Genomic DNA, 18,646 nt, shown 5'->3' on the forward strand with positions numbered 1-18,646 from the left:
GGTCACGGGGTCTCGTACGGGAAGCGCGCGAGCGGTGCCTCCTGGGCGAAGAACGTCTTCGCCCGGGCCAGCGCATCGGTGTCGCCGAGTACGTCGCCCGGCTTGCTGCCGTTGCCGAGCAGGACCCCGCCGAACCGCATCCCCATGTACGCGGCCGAGTGGTGAAGGGTCCCGATCAACGGATCGGCCACCTCGAACTCCTCGTGCGCGAGCGCGGTGACACCCCACAGGGTGCGGCCCGCGAGCGTGCCCTTGAAGTCGGCGCCGGGGGTGCGCAGCCAGCCCGACCAGTAGTCGAGGTAGCGCTTGGCCTGCCCGGAGAGCGAGTACCAGTACAGCGGGGACGCGATCACGATGTCCGTCGCCGCGAGGGTGGCGTCGAACAGCAGCCCGACGTTCCCCTCCGTCGGTCGCACATGGTCGCTGTCGTGGCGCAGGTCCTCGAAGTCGGGCAGCGGGTGGTCGTTGAGGTCGATCCACTCCTGCTCGACGTCATCGGCCAGCTGCTCGGCCGCCGCGCGTGCCAGCAGCTCGGTGTTGCCGTCGTCGCGGCTGCTGCCGAGCACGAACAGGAAACGGCGCGTCATGGAATCCCCCAGGTGATGGACGTCGTACGCCGATTATATGCGCATGCAAGTATCTGTCGAGGGGGTTTGTGCCCGGAGCCGTCAGCGCGACCGGCCGGTGAGGCGGGCCAGGGGCGCCGTCTCGCGCGGGGGATGGCCGCCGAGATCGCCGAGGCGCCAGGCGGGCACCCACGGCACGCGGTAGACGTCGATCAGCGACTCGATCACCTTGACATGCTGGGCCAGCGGCTTCGGCAGCCGGCCGGGGGCGTCCGCGACGAGCACCACGGCGTCGAGGTCGAGGCCGTGCGGGGCCGTTCCGCGCCGGAAGGCGTCCAGGGTGTGCAGCGCCGCGGACAGCCCGCTCGCATGGGTGCGGGCGACGAGCAGCACGGACGGGGGAGCGTCGGGGCCGGGCCAGTCACGTCCGCAGTCGTACCCGCCGTAGACGGCGGCCAGCGTGGAGACACCGGCCCCGCCATGGGTGCCGACGAAGGAGAAACGCCGGGCGGAGGCATGGGCGGCGACGGCCCCCGGAGGTCCCTCCGGTACGGTCACCGGACCACGGATCCAGATCTCCGGTCCCTGCGCCTGCTGCACGTACGGTCTCCTCTCCGGGGCCGTCCCTCCGCCGGGCTGGGACGAGCCTGTGACGCCACGGTGACGTGAGAACCGTGAGCGAGCGGAGAGACTACTCAACAGTACGGGTACGACCGGCTCTTGACGCCGGGGGAGCGGGAGGGCGGCGGCCGATGGAGGCACCATGGAGTTCGAACACGCCGTCCGCCCACTCCCCGACGGATCCGAGTGAGGGAACGATGTCGCGACTCAGCCGTGAGAAGCGGGACCAGCAGGGCACCGCACAGCCGGCCGTCCTCGCGGCGGCACCGATCGATGTCCTGGTCGGCCCGGCCGGCGCGGCGGTGGGCGGCGTACCGGTGACGCCGGTCCCCGGCGAGGAACTCCACCAGACCGTCCTCAACCACCTCCACCGCATCGCCCTCGCCACCGGCCACCCCGTCCACACCACGGTCCACGACCACCGCATCGGCTACGTACTCGCCCTGCGCATCGACACGGACGGCTCAAGCCGCTTCACAGCAGAACCGACACCGACGGCTCCGCCGGGGACGCCGGTGGCGAGCTTCGGACCGGAGGGCTCGGGCCGGGTGTCGTACGCGGGGGAGTCGGGGCGGCTGCCGGGGTCTGGAGAGCCGGGGGAGGCTTTCGGGTCGGAGGGCTTGGGCCGGGTGTCGTACGCGGGGGAGTCGGGTCAGGTGTCGCCCTCGCGGGAGCAGCGGCTGCTGTCCGGGGCCGGGGAACCGCGGGACGCTCTTCGGCTGGGTAAGCCGGGCGGGGCGCCTTACCCGGGGGAGCAGGGCCAGGTGCCGTATTCGGCGGAGCCGAGTGAGGCGTCGCGACAGACTGCACCGCCCGCGCCACCCACCGCCTTTGCGCCGGGTCCCGCTGAGTCCGCCCAGCCTGCGTCACCGTCCGAGTCCGCGCCGCCGTCCGGGTCCGGTGCTTTTGCGCGGGGGGTTGCTGAATCGCCCCGGGCGTCTGCCTGGCCCACGCCGCCGTCCGAGCCTGCCGACTTCGTGCCGGGGGCGGCTGAATCGCCTCGGGCGTCTGCTGAGTCTGACGTGCCGTCCGGGTCTGGCGCCCTTGCGCCGGGGGCTGCCGAGTCCGCTGAGCCTGCGTCGCCGTCCGAGTCTGCCGACTTCGTGCTGGGGGCAGCCGAACCGCTCCGGGGGGCTGCCGAGTCCGCGCCGCCGTCCGGGTCCGGTGCTTTTGCGCGGGGGGTTGCTGAATCGCCCCGGGCGTCTGCCTGGCCCACGCCGCCGTCCGAGCCTGTCGACTTCGTGCCGGGGGCGGTTGAATCGCCTCGGGCGTCTGGTGAGTCTGACGTGCCGTCCGGGTCTGGTGCCCTTGCGCCGGGGGCTGCCGAGTCCGCTCAGCCTGCGTCGCCGTCCGTACCCGCCGGTCCGGGCGGCTCTGCCGAACCCGCTGACCAGCCCCCTCGGGACAAGCCCACCCATCTCTTCCGCCAGACCCCCGAGCCCCCGACCTTCCCCCTCCGTGCCCTGCCGGACCCGGAGGGTCAGTCGCCTCGGGACGCCGTGCCGACGTTCCGGCTGCGGGCCGTGCCCGAGTGGGTGGCGGAAGCGGCGCCCGGTACGGTCGCGCCCCCGACGGGCCAGTTCGGTCCGCCGCCCGTGATGGACGCGCCGGTGACGGACGTACCCCCGGCGGACGCACCACCGACGGACGCCACGCCGGAAACGGCCCCGCACCCCACACCGACCACGCACCCCGAGCCCAGCTCCGGCCCTGTGCCGACCTCCGAACCCACCCCGACGCCCGGTCCCGCGCCCACTTCCGGTCCCGCACCGATCTCTGGTCCCGCGCCCACTTCCGGCCTCACACCCGCCCCTGGCCCCGCGCCCACCTCCGGCCTCGCCCCCGCCTCCGGCCCCGCCCCCGCCCGCAAGCCCATCCTCGGCTTCACCGCCTCCGCTCCCGTCGACGAGCCCGACCCCAAGCCCACCCCGCCCCGTGGCTTCGATGCCGTGGCCGAGGCGGTGCTCGGGGATGATCCGGCGACGGCGTACGACGGTGGTGGGACCGTGTTTCTCGCCGGGCCGATGGCGCGGATCAACGAGGCCGTGAAGGCGGGACGGGTGACGGAGGCCGCGCAGCTCGCCGAGCAGACGGTCGGTGAGGCCTCCCGCACGCTCGGAACGGACCACCCCGAGGTGCTGCGGCTGCTCGAACTCACCGCGTACATCGCCTACTTGGCAGGCGACCCGGCCCGCGCCTTCGATCTCTCCCTGGACCTGGCCCGCACCCGCCACCAGGCGAGGGACACGGAGGCCGCGTACGGCAACATCCAGAGCGCGGCGACCGCCTGGCGTGCCGTACGCGACCCCGAGCAGGGCCTGCGGATGGGAGCAGACCTGATCGGCCTGTGGACCGAGCTGACCAAGGAGGGCGGTGCGGCCGCCGAGGACATCGAGCAACTCGAGTCGGCCCGGAACCGGATGGGCCGTCTCACCGAGCGCGCCCGCAAGCTCAACTCCTAGGAGGACAGCTCCCACACGGCGTACGCCACCGCGTCACTGTTCCGGTTCAGGGCCGTGTCGCTGATGTTCGACGTCGTGTCGCAGGACGAGTGGTAGCACCGGTCGAACGCCTGCCCGGACGTCCCGCCCCACTTGGCCACCTGCGCCGCCGTCTTCGTACGGCTCGCGCCCGTGAACAGCCCGCCCACCGGCACCCCCGCGCTCTTGAACGGCGCGTGGTCCGAGCGGCCGTCGCCCTCGGTCTCGATCTCGGTGGGGACGCCGAGGCCGGTGAAGTAGTCCTTGAAGGTCTTCTCGATCGCCGGGTCGTCGTCGTAGACGAAGTAGCCGGGGTTGGGCGAGCCGATCATGTCGAAGTTCAGATACCCGCTGATCTTCGCCCGGTTCGTCGAGGACAGGTTGTTGACGTAGTAGCGCGAGCCCACCAGCCCCAGCTCCTCCGCGCCCCACCAGGCGAACCGCAGATGTTTGGTGGGCTGGTACCCGGCTCTCGACACGGCCAGCGCGGTCTCCAGGACCGCCGCCGAACCGGACCCGTTGTCGTTGATGCCCGCCCCGGACGTGACGCTGTCCAGGTGCGAGCCGGCCATGACGACCTGGTTGGTGTCGCCGCCCGGCCAGTCGGCGATCAGGTTGTAGCCGACACGGCTGGAGGACGTGAACTGCTGGATGGTCGTGGTGTATCCGGCGGCGTCCAGCTTGGCCTTCACGTAGTCGAGCGAGGCCTTGTAACCGGCGCGGCCGTGCGCCCGGTTGCCGCCGTTGGCGGTGGCGATGGACTGGAGCTGGGTGAGGTGGGCCTTGACGTTGGCCACGGGGATGTCGGGCGCGGCGGCGGCGGTCACCTCGGGCGCGGGCGCCGCGCCGGCTATGGATCCGCCGGTCAGCAGCATGACGGCCGTGACGAGACCAGCCGTCGACGCACGCCCGGAAACGGAGAGCTTCATGGTGGGGGGCTCCGGATTCCTCGGGAATCACAGGGATTCCACAGCGAATGGGGTGCCTGGATGGTGAAGCTGTGACTAACTCTCCGTCAAGAGCGGTATCAGGACACGGAGTTCGGATTCCGGAGCCCGGTGACGCGACCGGCCGTGCAGGGGGCCGAAGGCCCCGGAGCTCACTGCACGCAGAACTCGTTCCCCTCCGGATCCGCCATCACCACCCACTCGCTCCCCGCCTCCTTCACCTCCCGCAGCACGCTCGCGCCGAGCCCCGTCAGCCGTTCCACCTCGGACGCCCGCTTCCCCTCACCCGGGTGCAGGTCGAGATGGAGCCGGTTCTTGACCGACTTCTCCTCCGGAACCCGCTGGAACAGCAGCCGCCGGCCCAGACCGGTGCCGCTGTCCTCGTCGTACGGATCGTCGGGATGCCGTACGGCGACCAGGTCACGGAAGGCGAGCCGGGCGTGGAACTCGACGGTGGCCTCACGGGGGAGGGCGCCGAGCTCCAGCAGACGCTGGATCAGGGCGTCGTTGTCCTCGATCTCGTACCGCAGCGCGGCGGCCCAGAAGTCGGCCTGCGCTTGAGGGTTTCCGGCATCGATGACGAGCTTCCAGTGCACGGGAGTCATGCGTCCACTTATAGCGCCGCCCACTGACAAAGCCCGGCATCACGGCCGCTGGACCGCCTCCGCCGCCCGGTGGTCGTACGCCTCCCGCGCCGCCGCGATCTCCCCCTGGTGCACCTCCGTCCACGTCACCAGCGACTGGATGGTGGCGTGCAACGTCCCGCCCAGCGGCGTCAGTTCGTACTCCACCCGGGGCGGCACCACCGGATGCACGGTCCGTTTCACCAGCCCGTCCCGCTCCAGCTGCCGCAGTGTCACGGTCAGCATGCGCTGGCTGACGCCGTCGATCTCCCGGCTCAGTTCGGTGAAGCGGAGCCGGCGGTTCTCCAGCAGGGCGATGACAAGAAGCGACCACTTGTCGGCGACCCGATCGAGGATCTGCCTTACCTGACAGTCCTCCCGGGTGTCCCATTGGAAGGGGTCGGCGTCGCCGTAGTCCACGGTGCTCTCGCAGTAACCAGGTGACTTCGAAGTGCCTTCTTCCATGTCTGTCGATGCTGCCGGAGGCTGGGGGTGGTTACAAGAGGGAACCGACCCTCATTCGGGTAACCGTCCCCCTATCTACGGAGCATTGCCATGGGCACGCGCGCGTGGGCGCTGTTACTCGTTCTCTGCGGAACGGTCTTCCTGGAGGGCGCCGACATCGCGATGATGGCGATCGCGATCCCGTCGATCAGGTCCGACCTCGGGCTCGCGACGGACACCGCGGCGTGGGTGATGAGCGCCTATGTCCTCGGCTACGCCGGCTTCACCCTGCTCGGCGGCCGCGCCGCCGACCTGCTCGGCCGCCGCCGGATGTTCCTGCTCTGGCTGGCGGTCTTCCTCGCCTTCTCCGGCCTCGGCGGGTTCGCGACCGAGGGCTGGATGCTGATCGTCGCCCGTTTCGTCACCGGGGTGGCCTCCGCGTTCATGACGCCGGCCGCACTGTCCCTGATCACCACCTCGTACCCGGCGGGCCCCCAGCGCGACAAGGCCCTCCTCGTCTACGCCGGTACCGGCGCCGGCGGCTTCTCGCTGGGCCTGGTGATCGGCGGCCTGCTCACCTCGCTCGACTGGCGCTGGGTGTTCTTCGCCCCGGTGCTGATGGCGGCCGCGCTGCTGGTGGCGGCGGTGCGGGTGATTCCGCACCAGGAGGCCCCGCGGGCCGGGCGCGGGAGCTTCGACCTGCCCGGCACGATCATCGTCGCCGGCGCCATGCTGCTGGCCGCCTACACCGTCGTACGACTGGAACACGGCCTGCACGGCTGGCCGCTGACGGCGGCGTCGGCCCTCGCGGCGCTCCTGCTCGCCGTGCTCTTCGTGGCCGTCGAACGCCGTTGCGCCAACCCCCTGGTGCGGCTCGGCCTGCTGCGCGAGGGGCCGGTGGCCCGCGCCAACGTCGGCATGATGCTCTTCGTCGGGGCCTTCTTCGGCTTCCAGTTCGTCGTGACGCTGTACCTGCAGGAACTGCGCGGCTGGTCGGCGCTCCAGACCGCGATCGCCCTGGTGATCATGGGATGCGACGCCGTGCTGGCACCCACGCTCACCCCGCGGCTGGTCGCACGGTTCGGGCACGCGCGCGTGATCGTCGTCGGCTTCGTGCTGGCGGTGGTGGCGTACGGGCTGTTCCTGCCGGTCGGCATGGACTGGCCGTACTTGGCGATGCTGCCGACGCTGTTCGTCGCGGGCACCGCTTTCGCGCTGGCGTACGGGCCGCTGACGATCGCGGCGACCGAAGGGGTGAACGACGCCGAGCAGGGGCTGGCCGGCGGGCTGCTGACCACCGCCGGCCAGTTCGGCTCGGCGGTCGGGATCTCGGCGGTGACGGCCGTCTACGGCTTGGCTTCCACCGGGTCGGGGGCCGAGGCGACGCTCTCCGCGTTCCGTACGGCGCTCGTGGTGCCCGTCGCGATGGTGGTGCTCGGCCTGCTGGTCTCCGCCCTGAGCCTGCGCGCCGTGCGCAGCGCGTCCCAGGTGAGCAGCGACAGCGCCAGCCAGACCAGCGAGAAGCCGGCCCAGCGCTCCGGCGGCATGGCCTCGTGGAAGTAGGTGATGCCGAGCAGGAACTGGAAGACCGGCGCCAGGTACTGGAGGAGACCGAGGGTGGAGAGGGGCACGCGGATGGCCGCCGCGCCGAAGCAGATCAGGGGGAGCGCGGTGACCAGGCCGGTCCCGGCGAGCAGGGCGGCGTGCCCCGGGCCCTCGGTGAGGATCGTGGCGTCGCCGTGGGCGGTCAGCCACACCAGATAGCCCAGCGCGGGCAGGAACTGGATCGCGGTCTCGGCGGCCAGCGATTCGAGCCCGCTGAGGTTGACCTTCTTCTTCACCAGGCCGTACGTGGCGAAGGAGAAGGCGAGCACGAGTGAGATCCACGGCGGACGCCCGTACCCGACGGTGAGCACGACCACGGCACCCGCACCGACGGCGACCGCCGCCCACTGCACGGGCCGCAGCCGCTCCTTCAGGAGCAGCACGCCCATCGCGATGGTGACCAGGGGGTTGATGAAGTAGCCGAGGGAGGCCTCGACGACCCGCTCGTTGTTCACGGCCCAGATGTAGACGCCCCAGTTCACGGCGATCGTGGCCGCGGCGACGGAGATGAGCGCGAGCTTGCGCGGCTGCCGCAGCAGCTCACCGGCCCACTTCCAGCGTCGTAGGACGACCAGCGTCAGGGTGACGAAGAGGAAGGACCAGGCCATCCGGTGGGCGAGCACCTCGGCCGAGCCGGCGGGCTTCAGCAGGGGGAAGTAGAGCGGGAACAGCCCCCACATCCCGTACGCGGCGAAGCCGTTCAGCAGTCCTATGTGCCGCTCGCCCCTTGGCTTCCCGCTCACGGGCCCTCCCTCTCACGTCGACCTCGCCTGCACGAAGGTAACGCCGAGCACCCCCGCCTGTCATGCCCGTATCGCTATACGGTCATGACAGGCGGGGGTCGGAGGCTCAAGGACCTTGAGGGGAGTGATCAGCCCTTGAGCGCGACGGCGACCGCCTCGGACAGCGGGGTGGTCGGACGGCCGGCGAGCCGGGAGAGGTCGCCGGAGGAGACGACGAGCTCGCCCTTGGCTATGGAGGCGTCCACGCCGGCGAGGGTGGCGGCCAGCGGCGCGGGCAGCCCGGCGCCGGCCAGGATGCCGGTGTACTCCTCGACCGAGACGGCGTTGTAGGCGATCTCCTTGCCGGTCTGGCTGCTGAGCTCGGCCGCGTACTCGGCGAAGCTCCAGGCCTCGTCGCCGCCCAGCTCGTACGTCTGGTTCTCGTGGCCCTCGCCGGTCAGTACGGCGACCGCGGCGGCCGCGTAGTCGGCGCGCGAGGCGGAGGAGACCCGGCCCTCGCCGGCGGCCTGGGTGACGGCGCCGTACTGGAGGACGGGGGCGAGGTTCTCGGTGTAGTTCTCGTGGTACCAGCCGTTGCGCAGCAGCGTGTACGGCAGGCCGGAGGCGAGGAGCGCCTCCTCGGTGCCGCGGTGGTCGTCGGCGAGCGCGGCGGTGAGGGAGCCCGGGGCGCTGGTGTACGCGAGCAGGGCCACGCCGGCGGCCTTGGCGGCGGCGATGACGACCTTGTGCTGGTTGACCCGGCCCTTGTCGAACTCGTTGCCGGAGATCAGCAGCACCTTGTCGCCGGAGGCGAAGAGGCTGCCGAAGGTCTCGGGAGCGTTGTAGTCCGCGATCGCGATCCTCACACCCTTCGCGGCGAGGTCGGCGCCCTTCTCGGCGCTGCGGACGACGGCGGTGACCTGGTCGGCGGGCACCTTCTCCAGCAGCTGCTCGATGACGAGGCGGCCCAGGTGTCCGGTGGCTCCGGTGACGACGATGCTCATGATGTGCGATCTCCTTGTGGGGTGCGGTGACGCTAACCCTAGGTGGTGCGCTAACTCTTGGAAAGTACCCACTTTGAAGTAAGGTACTGGCATGGCAGTAAGTAGCGTGGAGACGAACGCCGAGGCGATGTGCCCGCACCGTCTGGTCCTGGAGCACGTCACCAGCCGCTGGGGCGTCCTGGTCCTGATCGCCCTCCTGGACCGCTCGTACCGCTTCAGCGAGCTCCGCCGCGAGATCGGGGGCTTCGGCCGCGGCGTCAGCGAGAAGATGCTCACGCAGACCCTCCAGACACTGGAGCGGGACGGCTTCGTGCACCGGGACGCCAAGCCGGTGATCCCGCCCCGCGTCGACTACTCCCTCACCGACCTGGGCCGCGAGGCGGCGGAACAGGTACGGGGGCTCGCCGCGTGGACGGAGACGCGGATGGGGGCGGTGCAGGAGGCGCGGGAGGGGTACGACGCGCGGAAACGGGCCTCTGAGCAGGAATGACGCATTCGCTCGGGCCTACCGAACGTATGCCGACGGCGCTCGCCGGGCACATACATGACAGGGCGTTGGTCGACACGAGCGGTACGTCCTTCCATGCGCCCCCTTTCCGCCTCCCACGCGGGCTTGAGCCGCCCGGCATGCTGGGGGCGGGCGTTGTGCCCACCCGCACGCCGGTCCTCGTGCCGCCCACGAGATCACCGACCGGCAGCCGGACGCCTGACTCGGGGGTTCGCATTGGCCACACAGAATCCGGATGAGCGCAGGATCGATTCTGCAATGAGGGCGCGGGCCGGCCGGGTGCGCACCCCCTTTCCACGCCGGGCCTGGCGTCGCCGCCGAGAGGAGTTGGCTCTGGACCTCCTTCGCGAGGTCACCCGACTCACCGAGGAGATCCGCAACTCCAACTTGATCCAGCATCACCGCATCGTCGCGGCCCAGGTGGACCACGCCATGGCGGACCCCACGCTGGCATCAGCGATGAGCACGCTGGACAGCCTCTCGGACGCCAAGCGGCGGCAGTTGCTGTTCGTCAACCGGGAGTACGTCGCGGTGCTGCTGGGACACCGCATCGGCGCCTACGGCTGGAACGAACTGATCGGCCACTTACGCATTCTGGCCCGCAATCAGGTGTTCAAGGAGTACTGGGAGATGACGGTCGAACACCGTCGGAGTCTTCCGGAGGAGTCCCTGGAGGGAAAGGCGGGAAAAGCGGTCGACGTGATCGTTGAGGAACTCGGCGAGGATCCGGACGAATGGTGGGTTGTCGGGCCGGGAGACGAGGGTGACCCGTCCGGTTGAGTGGGTTGGCGTGCCTTGGGGTACCGTAATTCGTTTTGGCGCTGAGAGGCCCAGAGTTGGGGCCTGCCAGGAAGAGGTCACAGTGCCAAGCAAAGAGTTCCGGTCTGTCCACATCACTCGCCGACTCGGGGCCACGCCTCGCCAACGAGGATCCGTGACGGGCGAGTCGTGCCCGGATCTCTTCGAGTTGAGCGACGGTGACTTCGCGGTGATCGGAACCGACCGGACCGAAGAGCTGGACGCGTTGCTACCGGCGGACGCCGCCCGGGCCGACTACGAACGCATCGTGGTCATCACCCGCGACACCTTGCTGCGTGCCAAGAGAGACATCCCTGACGCGTGACGAAGGGGGGTCTGGGTGCCGAGCGTGAGGCGCACGGTGCCCAGGCCCCCGCCCCGCGGCGGGTGCGTCGGTCGATGCGCCCCTTTCCGCTTCCCGCTCCGGCTTGCACGCTGGAGGCGGGATGCGTTGTCCGCTCAACGGATCGGGGGTGGGGCATGACCGTGCCGAATCAGGAAGAGCCGGTGCAGGAGCTGCTTGGGCAGCTTGTCCAGCAGCTCGGCCGCATGGCCGACGGGTACGACCGGATCGCGAGGGAGCTGCATCGGGCGAACCTGATCCAACTACAGGGCTTCTTCCTGGGACGCCTCGACCGGGCGACCGACGATCCGGTGCTCGCCGACGCGCTGAACACCTTCACGGATCTGTCCGGTGACAAGCGCCGCCAGATGTTCACCGCCAACGCGCAGTACGCGCTCATCCTGCTGTCACACCGGATCGGCGCCATCGACCGCACCGAACTCCTCGGGTATCTGAAGGTGCTGCGCCGCAGTCCCGTCTTCACCGAGTACTGGGAGCGGTCGGCCCACGGGCGAGCAGGGCTGCCGCCGGAGTCCTTCGAGGCTCGGGTGGGCAGGGCTGTCGACGCCATCATGGAGGAACGGTTGGACGACCTCGAAGAGTGGTGGGTCGTCGGCCCGGACTCCGAGCCCCCGTCCCCTTGAGGAGTCGGTTCCCATGGAGAGCTCGCCCCACCGCATCGTTCGTCGTCTGGGAGACTCCCCGCGCCTGCGGGGAAGTAGCTCGGGTGCCAACTGTCCCGACATCTTCGAACTCAGCGACGGCGATTTCGCCGTGATCGGCACCGAGGCGACCGCTGCGCTGGCGTCGCTCCTCCCAGCGGACGCGGCCCTGGCCGATGACGAGCGCATCGTCGTGATCACGCGCGAGACGCTTCTCCGGGCCAAGCGGGACATCCCCGAGACCTGACAAAGGCAGGGCCTGGACGCCGTACGACATCCAGGCCCTCCGTGATCGTCGAAGTGTCCGTCAGCCGACGACCGTCCAGGTGTCCCCACCCGCCAGCAGCGCCGCCAGGTCGCCCTTCCCGTTCTGTTCGATCGCCGCGTCCAGCTGGTCGGCCATCTGCGTGTCGTAGACGGGGCGTTGGACGGAGCGGAGGACGCCGATCGGGGTGTGGTGGAGGGTGTCCGGGTCGGCGAGGCGGGAGAGGGCGAAGGCGGTGGTCGGGGATGCGGAGTGGGCGTCGTGGACCAGGACCTGGGACTCGTTCTCCGGCGTGACCGTGACGACCTTCAGGTCACCCGTCGCCACGTCCCGGACCACGCCGCGCGAGCCGTCGGCGCCGAAGCGGATGGGCTGCCCGTGTTCGAGGCGGATGACCGCTTCCTCGGCCTGCTGCCTGTCCTTGAGGACTTCGAAGGCGCCGTCGTTGAAGATGTTGCAGTTCTGGTAGATCTCGACGAGGGCGGTGCCGGGGTGGGCGGCGGCCTGGCGCAGAACCTCGGTGAGGTGTTTGCGGTCGGAGTCGACCGTGCGTGCCACGAACGACGCCTCCGCGCCGATGGCCAGCGACACCGGATTGAAGGGGGCGTCGAGGGAACCCATCGGCGTTGACTTCGTGATCTTCCCGACCTCCGACGTCGGGCTGTACTGGCCCTTCGTCAGGCCGTAGATCCGGTTGTTGAACAGCAGGATCTTGAGGTTGACGTTGCGGCGCAGGGCGTGGATGAGGTGGTTGCCGCCGATGGACAGGGCGTCGCCGTCGCCGGTCACCACCCACACGCTCAGGTCCCGCCTGGAGGTGGCGAGTCCGGTCGCGATCGCGGGTGCGCGGCCGTGGATGGAGTGCATGCCGTACGTGTCCATGTAGTACGGGAAGCGGGAGGAGCAGCCGATGCCGGAGACGAAGACGATATTCTCTTTGGCCAGGCCCAGTTCCGGCATGAAGCCCTGGACCGCGGCGAGGATCGCGTAGTCACCGCAGCCGGGGCACCAGCGCACTTCCTGATCGGACTTGAAGTCCTTCATGGACTGCTTGGCCTCGGCCTTGGGGACGAGGGAGAGTGCCTCGATCGTGCCCGTGCCTTCCGTGGACGTCTCAGCCATCGATGGCCTCCTTGAGAGCCGTGGCGAGCTGCTCGGCCTTGAACGGCATGCCGTTCACCTGGTTGTACGAGTGGGCGTCGACCAGGTACTTCGCCCGGATCAGCGTGGCGAGCTGCCCGAGGTTCATCTCGGGGATCACCACCTTGTCGTAACGCTTCACCACCGTGCCGAGGTTCCGCGGGAAGGGGTTGAGGTGGCGTAGGTGCGCCTGCGCGATGGACTCCCCGGCCGCTCGTAGCCGTCGTACGGCTGCGGTGATGGGGCCGTAGGTGGAGCCCCAGCCCAGGACGAGGGTGCGTGCCTCGTGCGGGTCGTCGACCTCGACATCGGGGACGTCGATGCCGTCGATCTTGGCCTGGCGGGTGCGGACCATGAAGTCGTGGTTGGCGGGGTCGTAGGAGATGTTGCCGGTGCCGTCCTGCTTCTCGATGCCGCCGATGCGGTGTTCCAGGCCGGGTGTGCCGGGGATCGCCCAGGGGCGGGCCAGGGTCTGCGGGTCGCGTTTGTAGGGCCAGAAGACCTCGGTGCCGTCGTCCAGGGTGTGGTTCGGCCCCTGGGTGAACTGCACGGTCAGGTCGGGGAGTTCGTCGACGTCCGGGATCCGCCAGGGCTCGCTGCCGTTGGCCAGGTAGCCGTCCGACAGCAGCATCACCGGCGTGCGGTACGTCAGTGCGATGCGGGCCGCCTCCAGGGCGGCGTCGAAGCAGTCCGCTGGCGTCTTCGGCGCGATGACCGGGACGGGGGCTTCGCCGTTGCGGCCGAACATGGCCTGGAGCAGGTCTGCTTGTTCGGTCTTGGTGGGCAGGCCGGTGGAGGGCCCGCCGCGCTGGATGTCGATCACCAGCAGCGGCAGCTCCAGCGACACCGCCAGACCGATCGTCTCCGACTTCAGGGCGACACCCGGGCCGGAGGTGGTGGTCACGGCCAGGCTGCCGCCGAAGGCTGCGCCCAGGGCGGCGCCGATGCCGGCGATCTCGTCCTCGGCCTGGAAGGTGCGGACACCGAAGTTCTTGTGGCGGCTCAGCTCGTGCAGGATGTCGGAGGCGGGGGTGATCGGGTAGGAGCCCAGGAACAGGGGCAGGTCCGCCTGGCGGGATGCGGTGATCAGTCCGTAGGACAGGGCCAGGTTGCCGGAGATGTTGCGGTAGGTGCCGGTGGGGAACGCGGTGGCGGCGGGGGCGACTTCGTAGGAGACGGCGAAGTCCTCGGTGGTCTCGCCGAAGTTCCAGCCGGCGGTGAAGGCGGCCAGGTTCGCCTTCATGATCTCGGGTTTCTTGGCGAACTTGGTCTTCAGGAAGCGTTCGGTGCCGGCGGTGGGCCGGTGGTACATCCAGGACAGCAGGCCGAGCGCGAACATGTTCTTGCTGCGTTCGGCTTCTTTGCGGCTGAGGTCGAATTCCTTGAGGGCTTCGACGGTCAGCGTGGTCAGGGGGACGGGGTGGAGGCTGTAGCCGTCCAGGGAGCCGTCTTCCAGCGGTGAGGTGGCGTAGCCGACCTTCTGCAGGGCTCGTTTGGTGAACTCGTCGGTGTTGACGATGATCTCGGCGCCGCGTGGCAGGTCGGCGATGTTGGCTTTGAGGGCGGCCGGGTTCATCGCGACCAGGACGTTCGGTGCGTCGCCGGGGGTCAGGATGTCGTGGTCGGCGAAGTGCAGCTGGAAGCTGGAGACACCGGGCAGGGTTCCGGCGGGTGCCCGGATCTCGGCGGGAAAGTTCGGCAGGGTGGACAGATCGTTGCCGAAGGTCGCTGTCTCGGAGGTGAAACGGTCACCCGTGAGCTGCATACCGTCACCCGAATCGCCCGCGAAGCGGATGATCACCCGGTCCAGCCGGCGGACGTCCTTGGTCCCTGCCGGTTTGCGCTGCTCTCCCACGACGGCTTCGTCGGCCTGCTCCGCTGGGCTACTGACCTGGCTGGTCACTGAACTGGACCTCCTTCGAGGCAGCTGTCCGGGACAGGCGCTCCCGCAGGCCCGCCCTGGATCAACCCTACGTCCGTAAGGGTCGCCTTCCTGTGGCCAATCGCATGATGGACACGATTTTGAGACGGTTCGCCGCCCCGACTTGTCATGATTTACTCGCCCCCCGGCGCTTCCCTACAAGACGCTCCCCGTTGACGTTCGGTTCTGGACCCGCTGATCGGGTGTCACCCATATGGCTGACACGGTGTCAGAGCGTCAGGAGTTCAGATAGGTGAGGACCGCAAGAACCCGACGGTGATCCCCGTCACTCGGGGAGAGGCCCAGCTTCAGAAAGATGTTGCTGACGTGCTTCTCGACGGCGCCGTCGCTCACCACGAGCTGGCGTGCGATCGCCGAGTTCGTCCGGCCCTCGGCCATCAGCCCCAGCACCTCCCGCTCCCGCGGGGTGAGTCCCGCGAGCACGTCCTGCTTGCGGCTGCGGCCCAGCAGCTGCGCGACGACCTCGGGGTCCAGCGCCGTACCACCCCCGGCGACCCGTACCACCGCATCCACGAACTCACGAACCTCGGCTACCCGGTCCTTGAGGAGATAGCCGACGCCGGTACTGGAACCGGCGAGCAGTTCCGTCGCGTACCGCTCCTCCACGTACTGCGACAGCACCAGGACCCCGAGTCCGGGATGAGCCTTCCGCAGCTGTACGGCGGCCCGCACCCCTTCGTCGGTGTGCGTCGGCGGCATCCGCACATCGGCGACGACGACGTCGGGCAGCTCCCCCTGTGCGTCCAGCTCGGTAATGGTCTTGACCAGTGCTTCACCGTCGCCGACGCCGGCGACGACGTCGTGCCCACGGTCGGTCAACAGCCGGGTCAGCCCTTCCCTGAGCAGAACCGAATCCTCGGCGATGACCACCCGCACCCTGTCCTCCACGATCCCTCGTCCCCCCACAGCCCGCCTCCGTGCCCGACTCCCCGACGGACGAAGTCCAGCATTCCAGCATTCGCACCCTGGTGCGCCGGGGCGGCGGGAATCCATGGGAATACGTGCACGGCACGGCGGGTTTCGGCCTCCGGTCAGGCCTGTTGTCGATCATCCGGTGCCGATCATCCGGTGCCGATGTCGACGGGGTCCGTGTCTTTCAGTCCGTCTGGGGCTGCCCTCTCTGGGGGAGTGGCGGCAGCTCCTGGGGACGGGAACGGGTGAGGGCGGCGGGGGCGAAAACCCCCACCGCCCTCACCCGGGCGCCCGCTCAGCCCAACGCCCGCTCCCCCCGCCAAGGCAGCTCAGCCGTGACCCGGGTAGGCCCGCCCACCGGCGAATCCACCACCAGGATCCCGTCCACCGCACCCAGCCGCTCCGCCAGCCCACCGAGCCCGGAACCGGCGGCCGTGTCGGCGCCCCCCACCCCGTTGTCCACGACCTGGAGCATCAACCGGTTCTCCACCCGCCACACATCCACGGCCGCCCACGTCGCCCGCGAATGCTTGCTGATGTTCTGCAGCAGCTCCGAGACCGTGAAGTACGCGATCCCCTCGATCGCCGGCGCCGGCCGCGCCGGAAGATCCACCTCCACCTGCACCGGCACCGTGCACCGGGAAGCCACCGAGGACAACGCCGCGTCCAGCCCGCGATCCGTCAGTACCGCCGGATGAATCCCGCGCGCCAGATCCCGCAGCTCCTGCAGGGCCGTCTTCACCTCACCGTGCGCCTCGTCCACCATCCGCGCCGCGGCCTGCGGATCCTCCGTGAGCTTCTCCTTCGCCAGCCCCAGATCCATCGCCAGCGCGACCAGCCGCGCCTGCGCCCCGTCGTGCAGATCGCGCTCGATCCGCCGCAGATCCGCCGCCGCCGTATCCACCACGACCCCCCGGTCGGACTCCAGCTCCACCACCCGCGTGGCCAGCCGGGACGGCCCGAGCAGCCCGTGCACCATCACCCGGTCCACCATCGTCAGCGCCCGCACGATCCACGGCGTGGCCAGCGTGAACAACAGCCCCACCAGCGCGGTCACCGCGATCTCGAACGGGTTGTCGAGATAGATGTGGTGGGTCTGGTCGCCGTACAGCTGAAGCCCGTCCTGGCCGCCGTACACCGGAAAGAGCCAGAACCACAGCGGATACGTCAGCAACGCCCACCCGTACGCCCAGAAGTTCACGGCGACGACGAACGAGAACACCGCCCACGGCAGATGGATCACCGAGTACAGCAGCGTCCGCCAGGACGTGCCGCTCTTCAGCACGGCCCCCATCCACGCTAGAAACCCGTTCCCCCGCATCCTGAGCGGCTCCGGATCGGCGACATCGAGCTCCAGCAGCCCCCGCGCCCGGACCCGCTCCAGCGCCCCGAACCCCCGGCACCCGGCCAGCCCCGCCGCCAGGACCGGAATCCCGAGGAACGTCACCAGCAGCCCGGCGCCGATGGCGACCATCGTGACGGCGTACGTGAACAGCACGATGCTGATCGGCAGGCCCAGCAGCACATATCCGAACTCCCGCCAGGTCCGCCCCTCGAACGGCGCCCGCAGCCCCGTCGGCAGCCGGCGCCGCCGCGTCTGCTCGTCGAGGAACCCGTAGCTCTGTCCGTAGTCCGTGGCCATCGGCGTCGTCCTTCTCTCGTCCCCCGCCCGGGGTGTCTGGAGTGGTCTCGCTGTCCTACCTCCACCCTGCTTGGCCGCAGGTCGGCGGACCATGGAGTCCGTCGGCGTCTTGGAAGGGGGGTTTTCCCTACCTACGGCCCGTGTCGAACGACCGGTCCCGCCACGGCAGCTCCGCCGTCACCGTCGTAGGACCGCCCGGCGGGGAGTCGATGACGAACAGGCCGTCGACGGCGTCGAGACGTTCCGCGAGGCCCTGCATGCCGGTGCCGCCGTCGAGGCGGGCGCCGCCGCGGCCGTCGTCCCACACCTGGATGAGCAGCCGGTCCTTCGTGCGCCACACGTCCACGGACGCGGTCCGCGCCCCGCTGTGCTTGCTGACGTTCTGCAGCAGCTCGGACACCGTGAAGTAGGCGATGCCCTCGATGGCCGCGGCCGGTCTGGCGTTCAGATCGGCCGTCACCTTCACCGGCACCGTGCAGCGCGAGGCCACGGAGGACAGGGCGGCATCGAGCCCGCGGTCGGTGAGTACGGCGGGATGGATGCCCCGCGCCAGATCCCGCAGCTCCTGCAGCGCGAGCTTCACCTCACCGTGCGCCTCCGAGACCATCGCCGCCGCGTACTCGGGGTCCTCCAGCAGCTTCTCCTTCGCCAGACCGAGCCCCATCGCCAGATTGACCAGCCGGGCCTGCGCCCCGTCGTGCAGATCGCGCTCGATGCGCCGCAGATCGGACGCGGCCGCATCCACCACGACCCCCCGGCCCGACTCCAGTTCGGCGATCCGCCGCTCCAACTCGTCGGAGGGCGACAGCAGTCCGCGCACCATCGCCCGGTCGGCGTTGGTGAGGCCACGCGCGATGAACGGCAGCACCGGCCACAGCACGAACAGCGAGGTCAGCGTGATGGTGAAGGTGAGGATGCCCCAGGGCAGCCGGATGAAGTCGTACAGGATCGTGCGCCAGCCCACCGGGTCCTTCAGCATCATCCACAGCCGCTGGAAGAACCCCGAGTCGCTGCTCCTCAACGGCAGCGGACTCGGCTCGTCGATCCGCACCCCGAGCAGCTTCCGGGCCCGGGCCCGTTCCATCGCGCCCAGCTTCCGCGCGCCCATCAGCCCCAACGCGAGCACAGGGAACCCGATCACGGTCACCGTCAGCATGAAGCCGGTGAACAGCACTGTCGTCACATAGACGAACCCGATCAACGCCACCGGAAAGTTGACGAGGAGATGCGTGATCTCCTTCCAGGTGTGCGCGTCGTAGGCGAACCGGACCGGCGGAAGAGGCGCGGTGGCCTCGGCTTTCCGTTCGGGTGAGTATCTGGGGCGTTCGGTCATATGGGCTAGCGTGCCGCGCGACGCGCCGCGGCGCCATGAGGCGAGCCGCCGCGATCCCCTGGGGAAAACCCCACCCCGGCGGGTTCAGC

The 18,646-nt window shown here is 69.8% G+C and carries 18 protein-coding genes and 1 pseudogene; 7 read left to right on the plus strand and 12 right to left on the minus strand.

The genetic code is table 11. From position 1 onward, the window contains the following. Positions 1 to 2: 2 nt before the first annotated feature. Together OG381_RS27470 and OG381_RS27475 are read right to left on the minus strand one after the other, a co-directional pair. Positions 3 to 587: a flavodoxin family protein gene (locus OG381_RS27470; protein WP_327718751.1), complete on the minus strand. Its 585-nt coding sequence runs from the start codon at positions 585 to 587 to the stop codon at positions 3 to 5. 81 nt (positions 588 to 668) lie between these two features. Continuing rightward, complete coding sequence (locus OG381_RS27475; protein ID WP_327718752.1) at positions 669 to 1,166, minus strand: DUF6668 family protein; 498 nt, start codon at positions 1,164 to 1,166, stop codon at positions 669 to 671. Positions 1,167 to 2,686: 1,520 nt separating this feature from the next. On the opposite strand from OG381_RS27475, the gene OG381_RS27480 reads away from it, so the two are divergent. Continuing rightward, complete coding sequence (locus tag OG381_RS27480; protein ID WP_327718753.1) at positions 2,687 to 3,649, plus strand: hypothetical protein; 963 nt, start codon at positions 2,687 to 2,689, stop codon at positions 3,647 to 3,649. On the opposite strand, the gene OG381_RS27485 is transcribed toward OG381_RS27480, so the two are convergent. From OG381_RS27485 to OG381_RS27495, 3 genes are all read right to left on the minus strand, one after another. Beyond that, positions 3,646 to 4,596, minus strand: a complete 951-nt coding sequence (locus tag OG381_RS27485) for a M28 family metallopeptidase (RefSeq protein ID WP_327718754.1) — start codon at positions 4,594 to 4,596, stop codon at positions 3,646 to 3,648. The genes OG381_RS27480 and OG381_RS27485 overlap by 4 nt on opposite strands. A gap of 170 nt (positions 4,597 to 4,766) precedes the next feature. After that, positions 4,767 to 5,219 (minus strand): VOC family protein, encoded by a 453-nt coding sequence (locus tag OG381_RS27490; protein WP_307027183.1) that lies wholly within the window; start codon positions 5,217 to 5,219, stop codon positions 4,767 to 4,769. Between the two features lie 39 nt (positions 5,220 to 5,258). Then, positions 5,259 to 5,702, minus strand: coding sequence for a winged helix-turn-helix transcriptional regulator (locus OG381_RS27495; RefSeq protein ID WP_327718755.1), 444 nt, complete (start codon positions 5,700 to 5,702; stop codon positions 5,259 to 5,261). Positions 5,703 to 5,867: 165 nt separating this feature from the next. Between OG381_RS27495 and OG381_RS27500 the strand changes: the two are divergent. After that, positions 5,868 to 6,947 (plus strand): annotated as a pseudogene (locus OG381_RS27500) (MFS transporter); the annotation flags it as partial. Between the two features lie 80 nt (positions 6,948 to 7,027). Here OG381_RS27500 and rarD read toward each other — a convergent pair. Beyond that, the gene (gene rarD, locus OG381_RS27505) at positions 7,028 to 8,029 is read right to left on the minus strand and encodes an EamA family transporter RarD (protein WP_327718756.1); all 1,002 of its coding nucleotides are present in this window, start codon (positions 8,027 to 8,029) and stop codon (positions 7,028 to 7,030) included. Positions 8,030 to 8,157: 128 nt separating this feature from the next. Next, a complete protein-coding gene (locus OG381_RS27510) occupies positions 8,158 to 9,012 on the minus strand; it encodes an NAD(P)H-binding protein (protein WP_327718757.1) in 855 nt (284 codons plus the stop codon). A 91-nt stretch (positions 9,013 to 9,103) separates the two neighbouring features. Between OG381_RS27510 and OG381_RS27515 the strand changes: the two genes are divergently transcribed. From OG381_RS27515 to OG381_RS27535, 5 genes are all read left to right on the plus strand, one after another. Further along, on the plus strand, positions 9,104 to 9,502 hold the full coding sequence (locus tag OG381_RS27515) for a winged helix-turn-helix transcriptional regulator (protein WP_327718758.1): 399 nt from the start codon (positions 9,104 to 9,106) through the stop codon (positions 9,500 to 9,502). Positions 9,503 to 9,778: 276 nt separating this feature from the next. Further along, positions 9,779 to 10,300 carry a DUF6082 family protein gene (locus OG381_RS27520; RefSeq protein WP_327718759.1) on the plus strand — a complete coding sequence of 174 codons (522 nt, stop codon included), beginning with the start codon at positions 9,779 to 9,781 and terminating at the stop codon, positions 10,298 to 10,300. A 112-nt stretch (positions 10,301 to 10,412) separates the two neighbouring features. After that, on the plus strand, positions 10,413 to 10,643 hold the full coding sequence (locus OG381_RS27525) for a hypothetical protein (RefSeq protein ID WP_443062047.1): 231 nt from the start codon (positions 10,413 to 10,415) through the stop codon (positions 10,641 to 10,643). Positions 10,644 to 10,798: 155 nt separating this feature from the next. Beyond that, positions 10,799 to 11,305 carry a DUF6082 family protein gene (locus tag OG381_RS27530; RefSeq protein WP_327718761.1) on the plus strand — a complete coding sequence of 169 codons (507 nt, stop codon included), beginning with the start codon at positions 10,799 to 10,801 and terminating at the stop codon, positions 11,303 to 11,305. 13 nt (positions 11,306 to 11,318) lie between these two features. Beyond that, positions 11,319 to 11,570 carry a hypothetical protein gene (locus OG381_RS27535; protein ID WP_327718762.1) on the plus strand — a complete coding sequence of 84 codons (252 nt, stop codon included), beginning with the start codon at positions 11,319 to 11,321 and terminating at the stop codon, positions 11,568 to 11,570. A gap of 60 nt (positions 11,571 to 11,630) precedes the next feature. Here the strand turns inward: OG381_RS27535 and OG381_RS27540 are convergent, their stop codons facing one another. From OG381_RS27540 to OG381_RS27560, 5 genes are all read right to left on the minus strand, one after another. Next, the gene (locus tag OG381_RS27540; RefSeq protein ID WP_327718763.1) at positions 11,631 to 12,710 is read right to left on the minus strand and encodes a 2-oxoacid:ferredoxin oxidoreductase subunit beta; all 1,080 of its coding nucleotides are present in this window, start codon (positions 12,708 to 12,710) and stop codon (positions 11,631 to 11,633) included. Beyond that, positions 12,703 to 14,631 carry a 2-oxoacid:acceptor oxidoreductase subunit alpha gene (locus OG381_RS27545; RefSeq protein ID WP_327718764.1) on the minus strand — a complete coding sequence of 643 codons (1,929 nt, stop codon included), beginning with the start codon at positions 14,629 to 14,631 and terminating at the stop codon, positions 12,703 to 12,705. Before OG381_RS27545 ends, OG381_RS27540 begins: the two co-directional genes overlap by 8 nt. Before the next feature lie 255 nt (positions 14,632 to 14,886). Further along, positions 14,887 to 15,546: a response regulator transcription factor gene (locus OG381_RS27550; RefSeq protein ID WP_307037267.1), complete on the minus strand. Its 660-nt coding sequence runs from the start codon at positions 15,544 to 15,546 to the stop codon at positions 14,887 to 14,889. Between the two features lie 331 nt (positions 15,547 to 15,877). Next, the gene (locus OG381_RS27555; protein WP_327718766.1) at positions 15,878 to 17,224 is read right to left on the minus strand and encodes a sensor histidine kinase; all 1,347 of its coding nucleotides are present in this window, start codon (positions 17,222 to 17,224) and stop codon (positions 15,878 to 15,880) included. Positions 17,225 to 17,351: 127 nt separating this feature from the next. Continuing rightward, complete coding sequence (locus OG381_RS27560) at positions 17,352 to 18,557, minus strand: sensor histidine kinase (protein ID WP_327718767.1); 1,206 nt, start codon at positions 18,555 to 18,557, stop codon at positions 17,352 to 17,354. Positions 18,558 to 18,646: the final 89 nt, after the last annotated feature.

The sequence above is a fragment of the Streptomyces sp. NBC_00490 genome (assembly GCF_036013645.1).
GTDB lineage: Bacteria > Actinomycetota > Actinomycetes > Streptomycetales > Streptomycetaceae > Streptomyces > Streptomyces canus_F.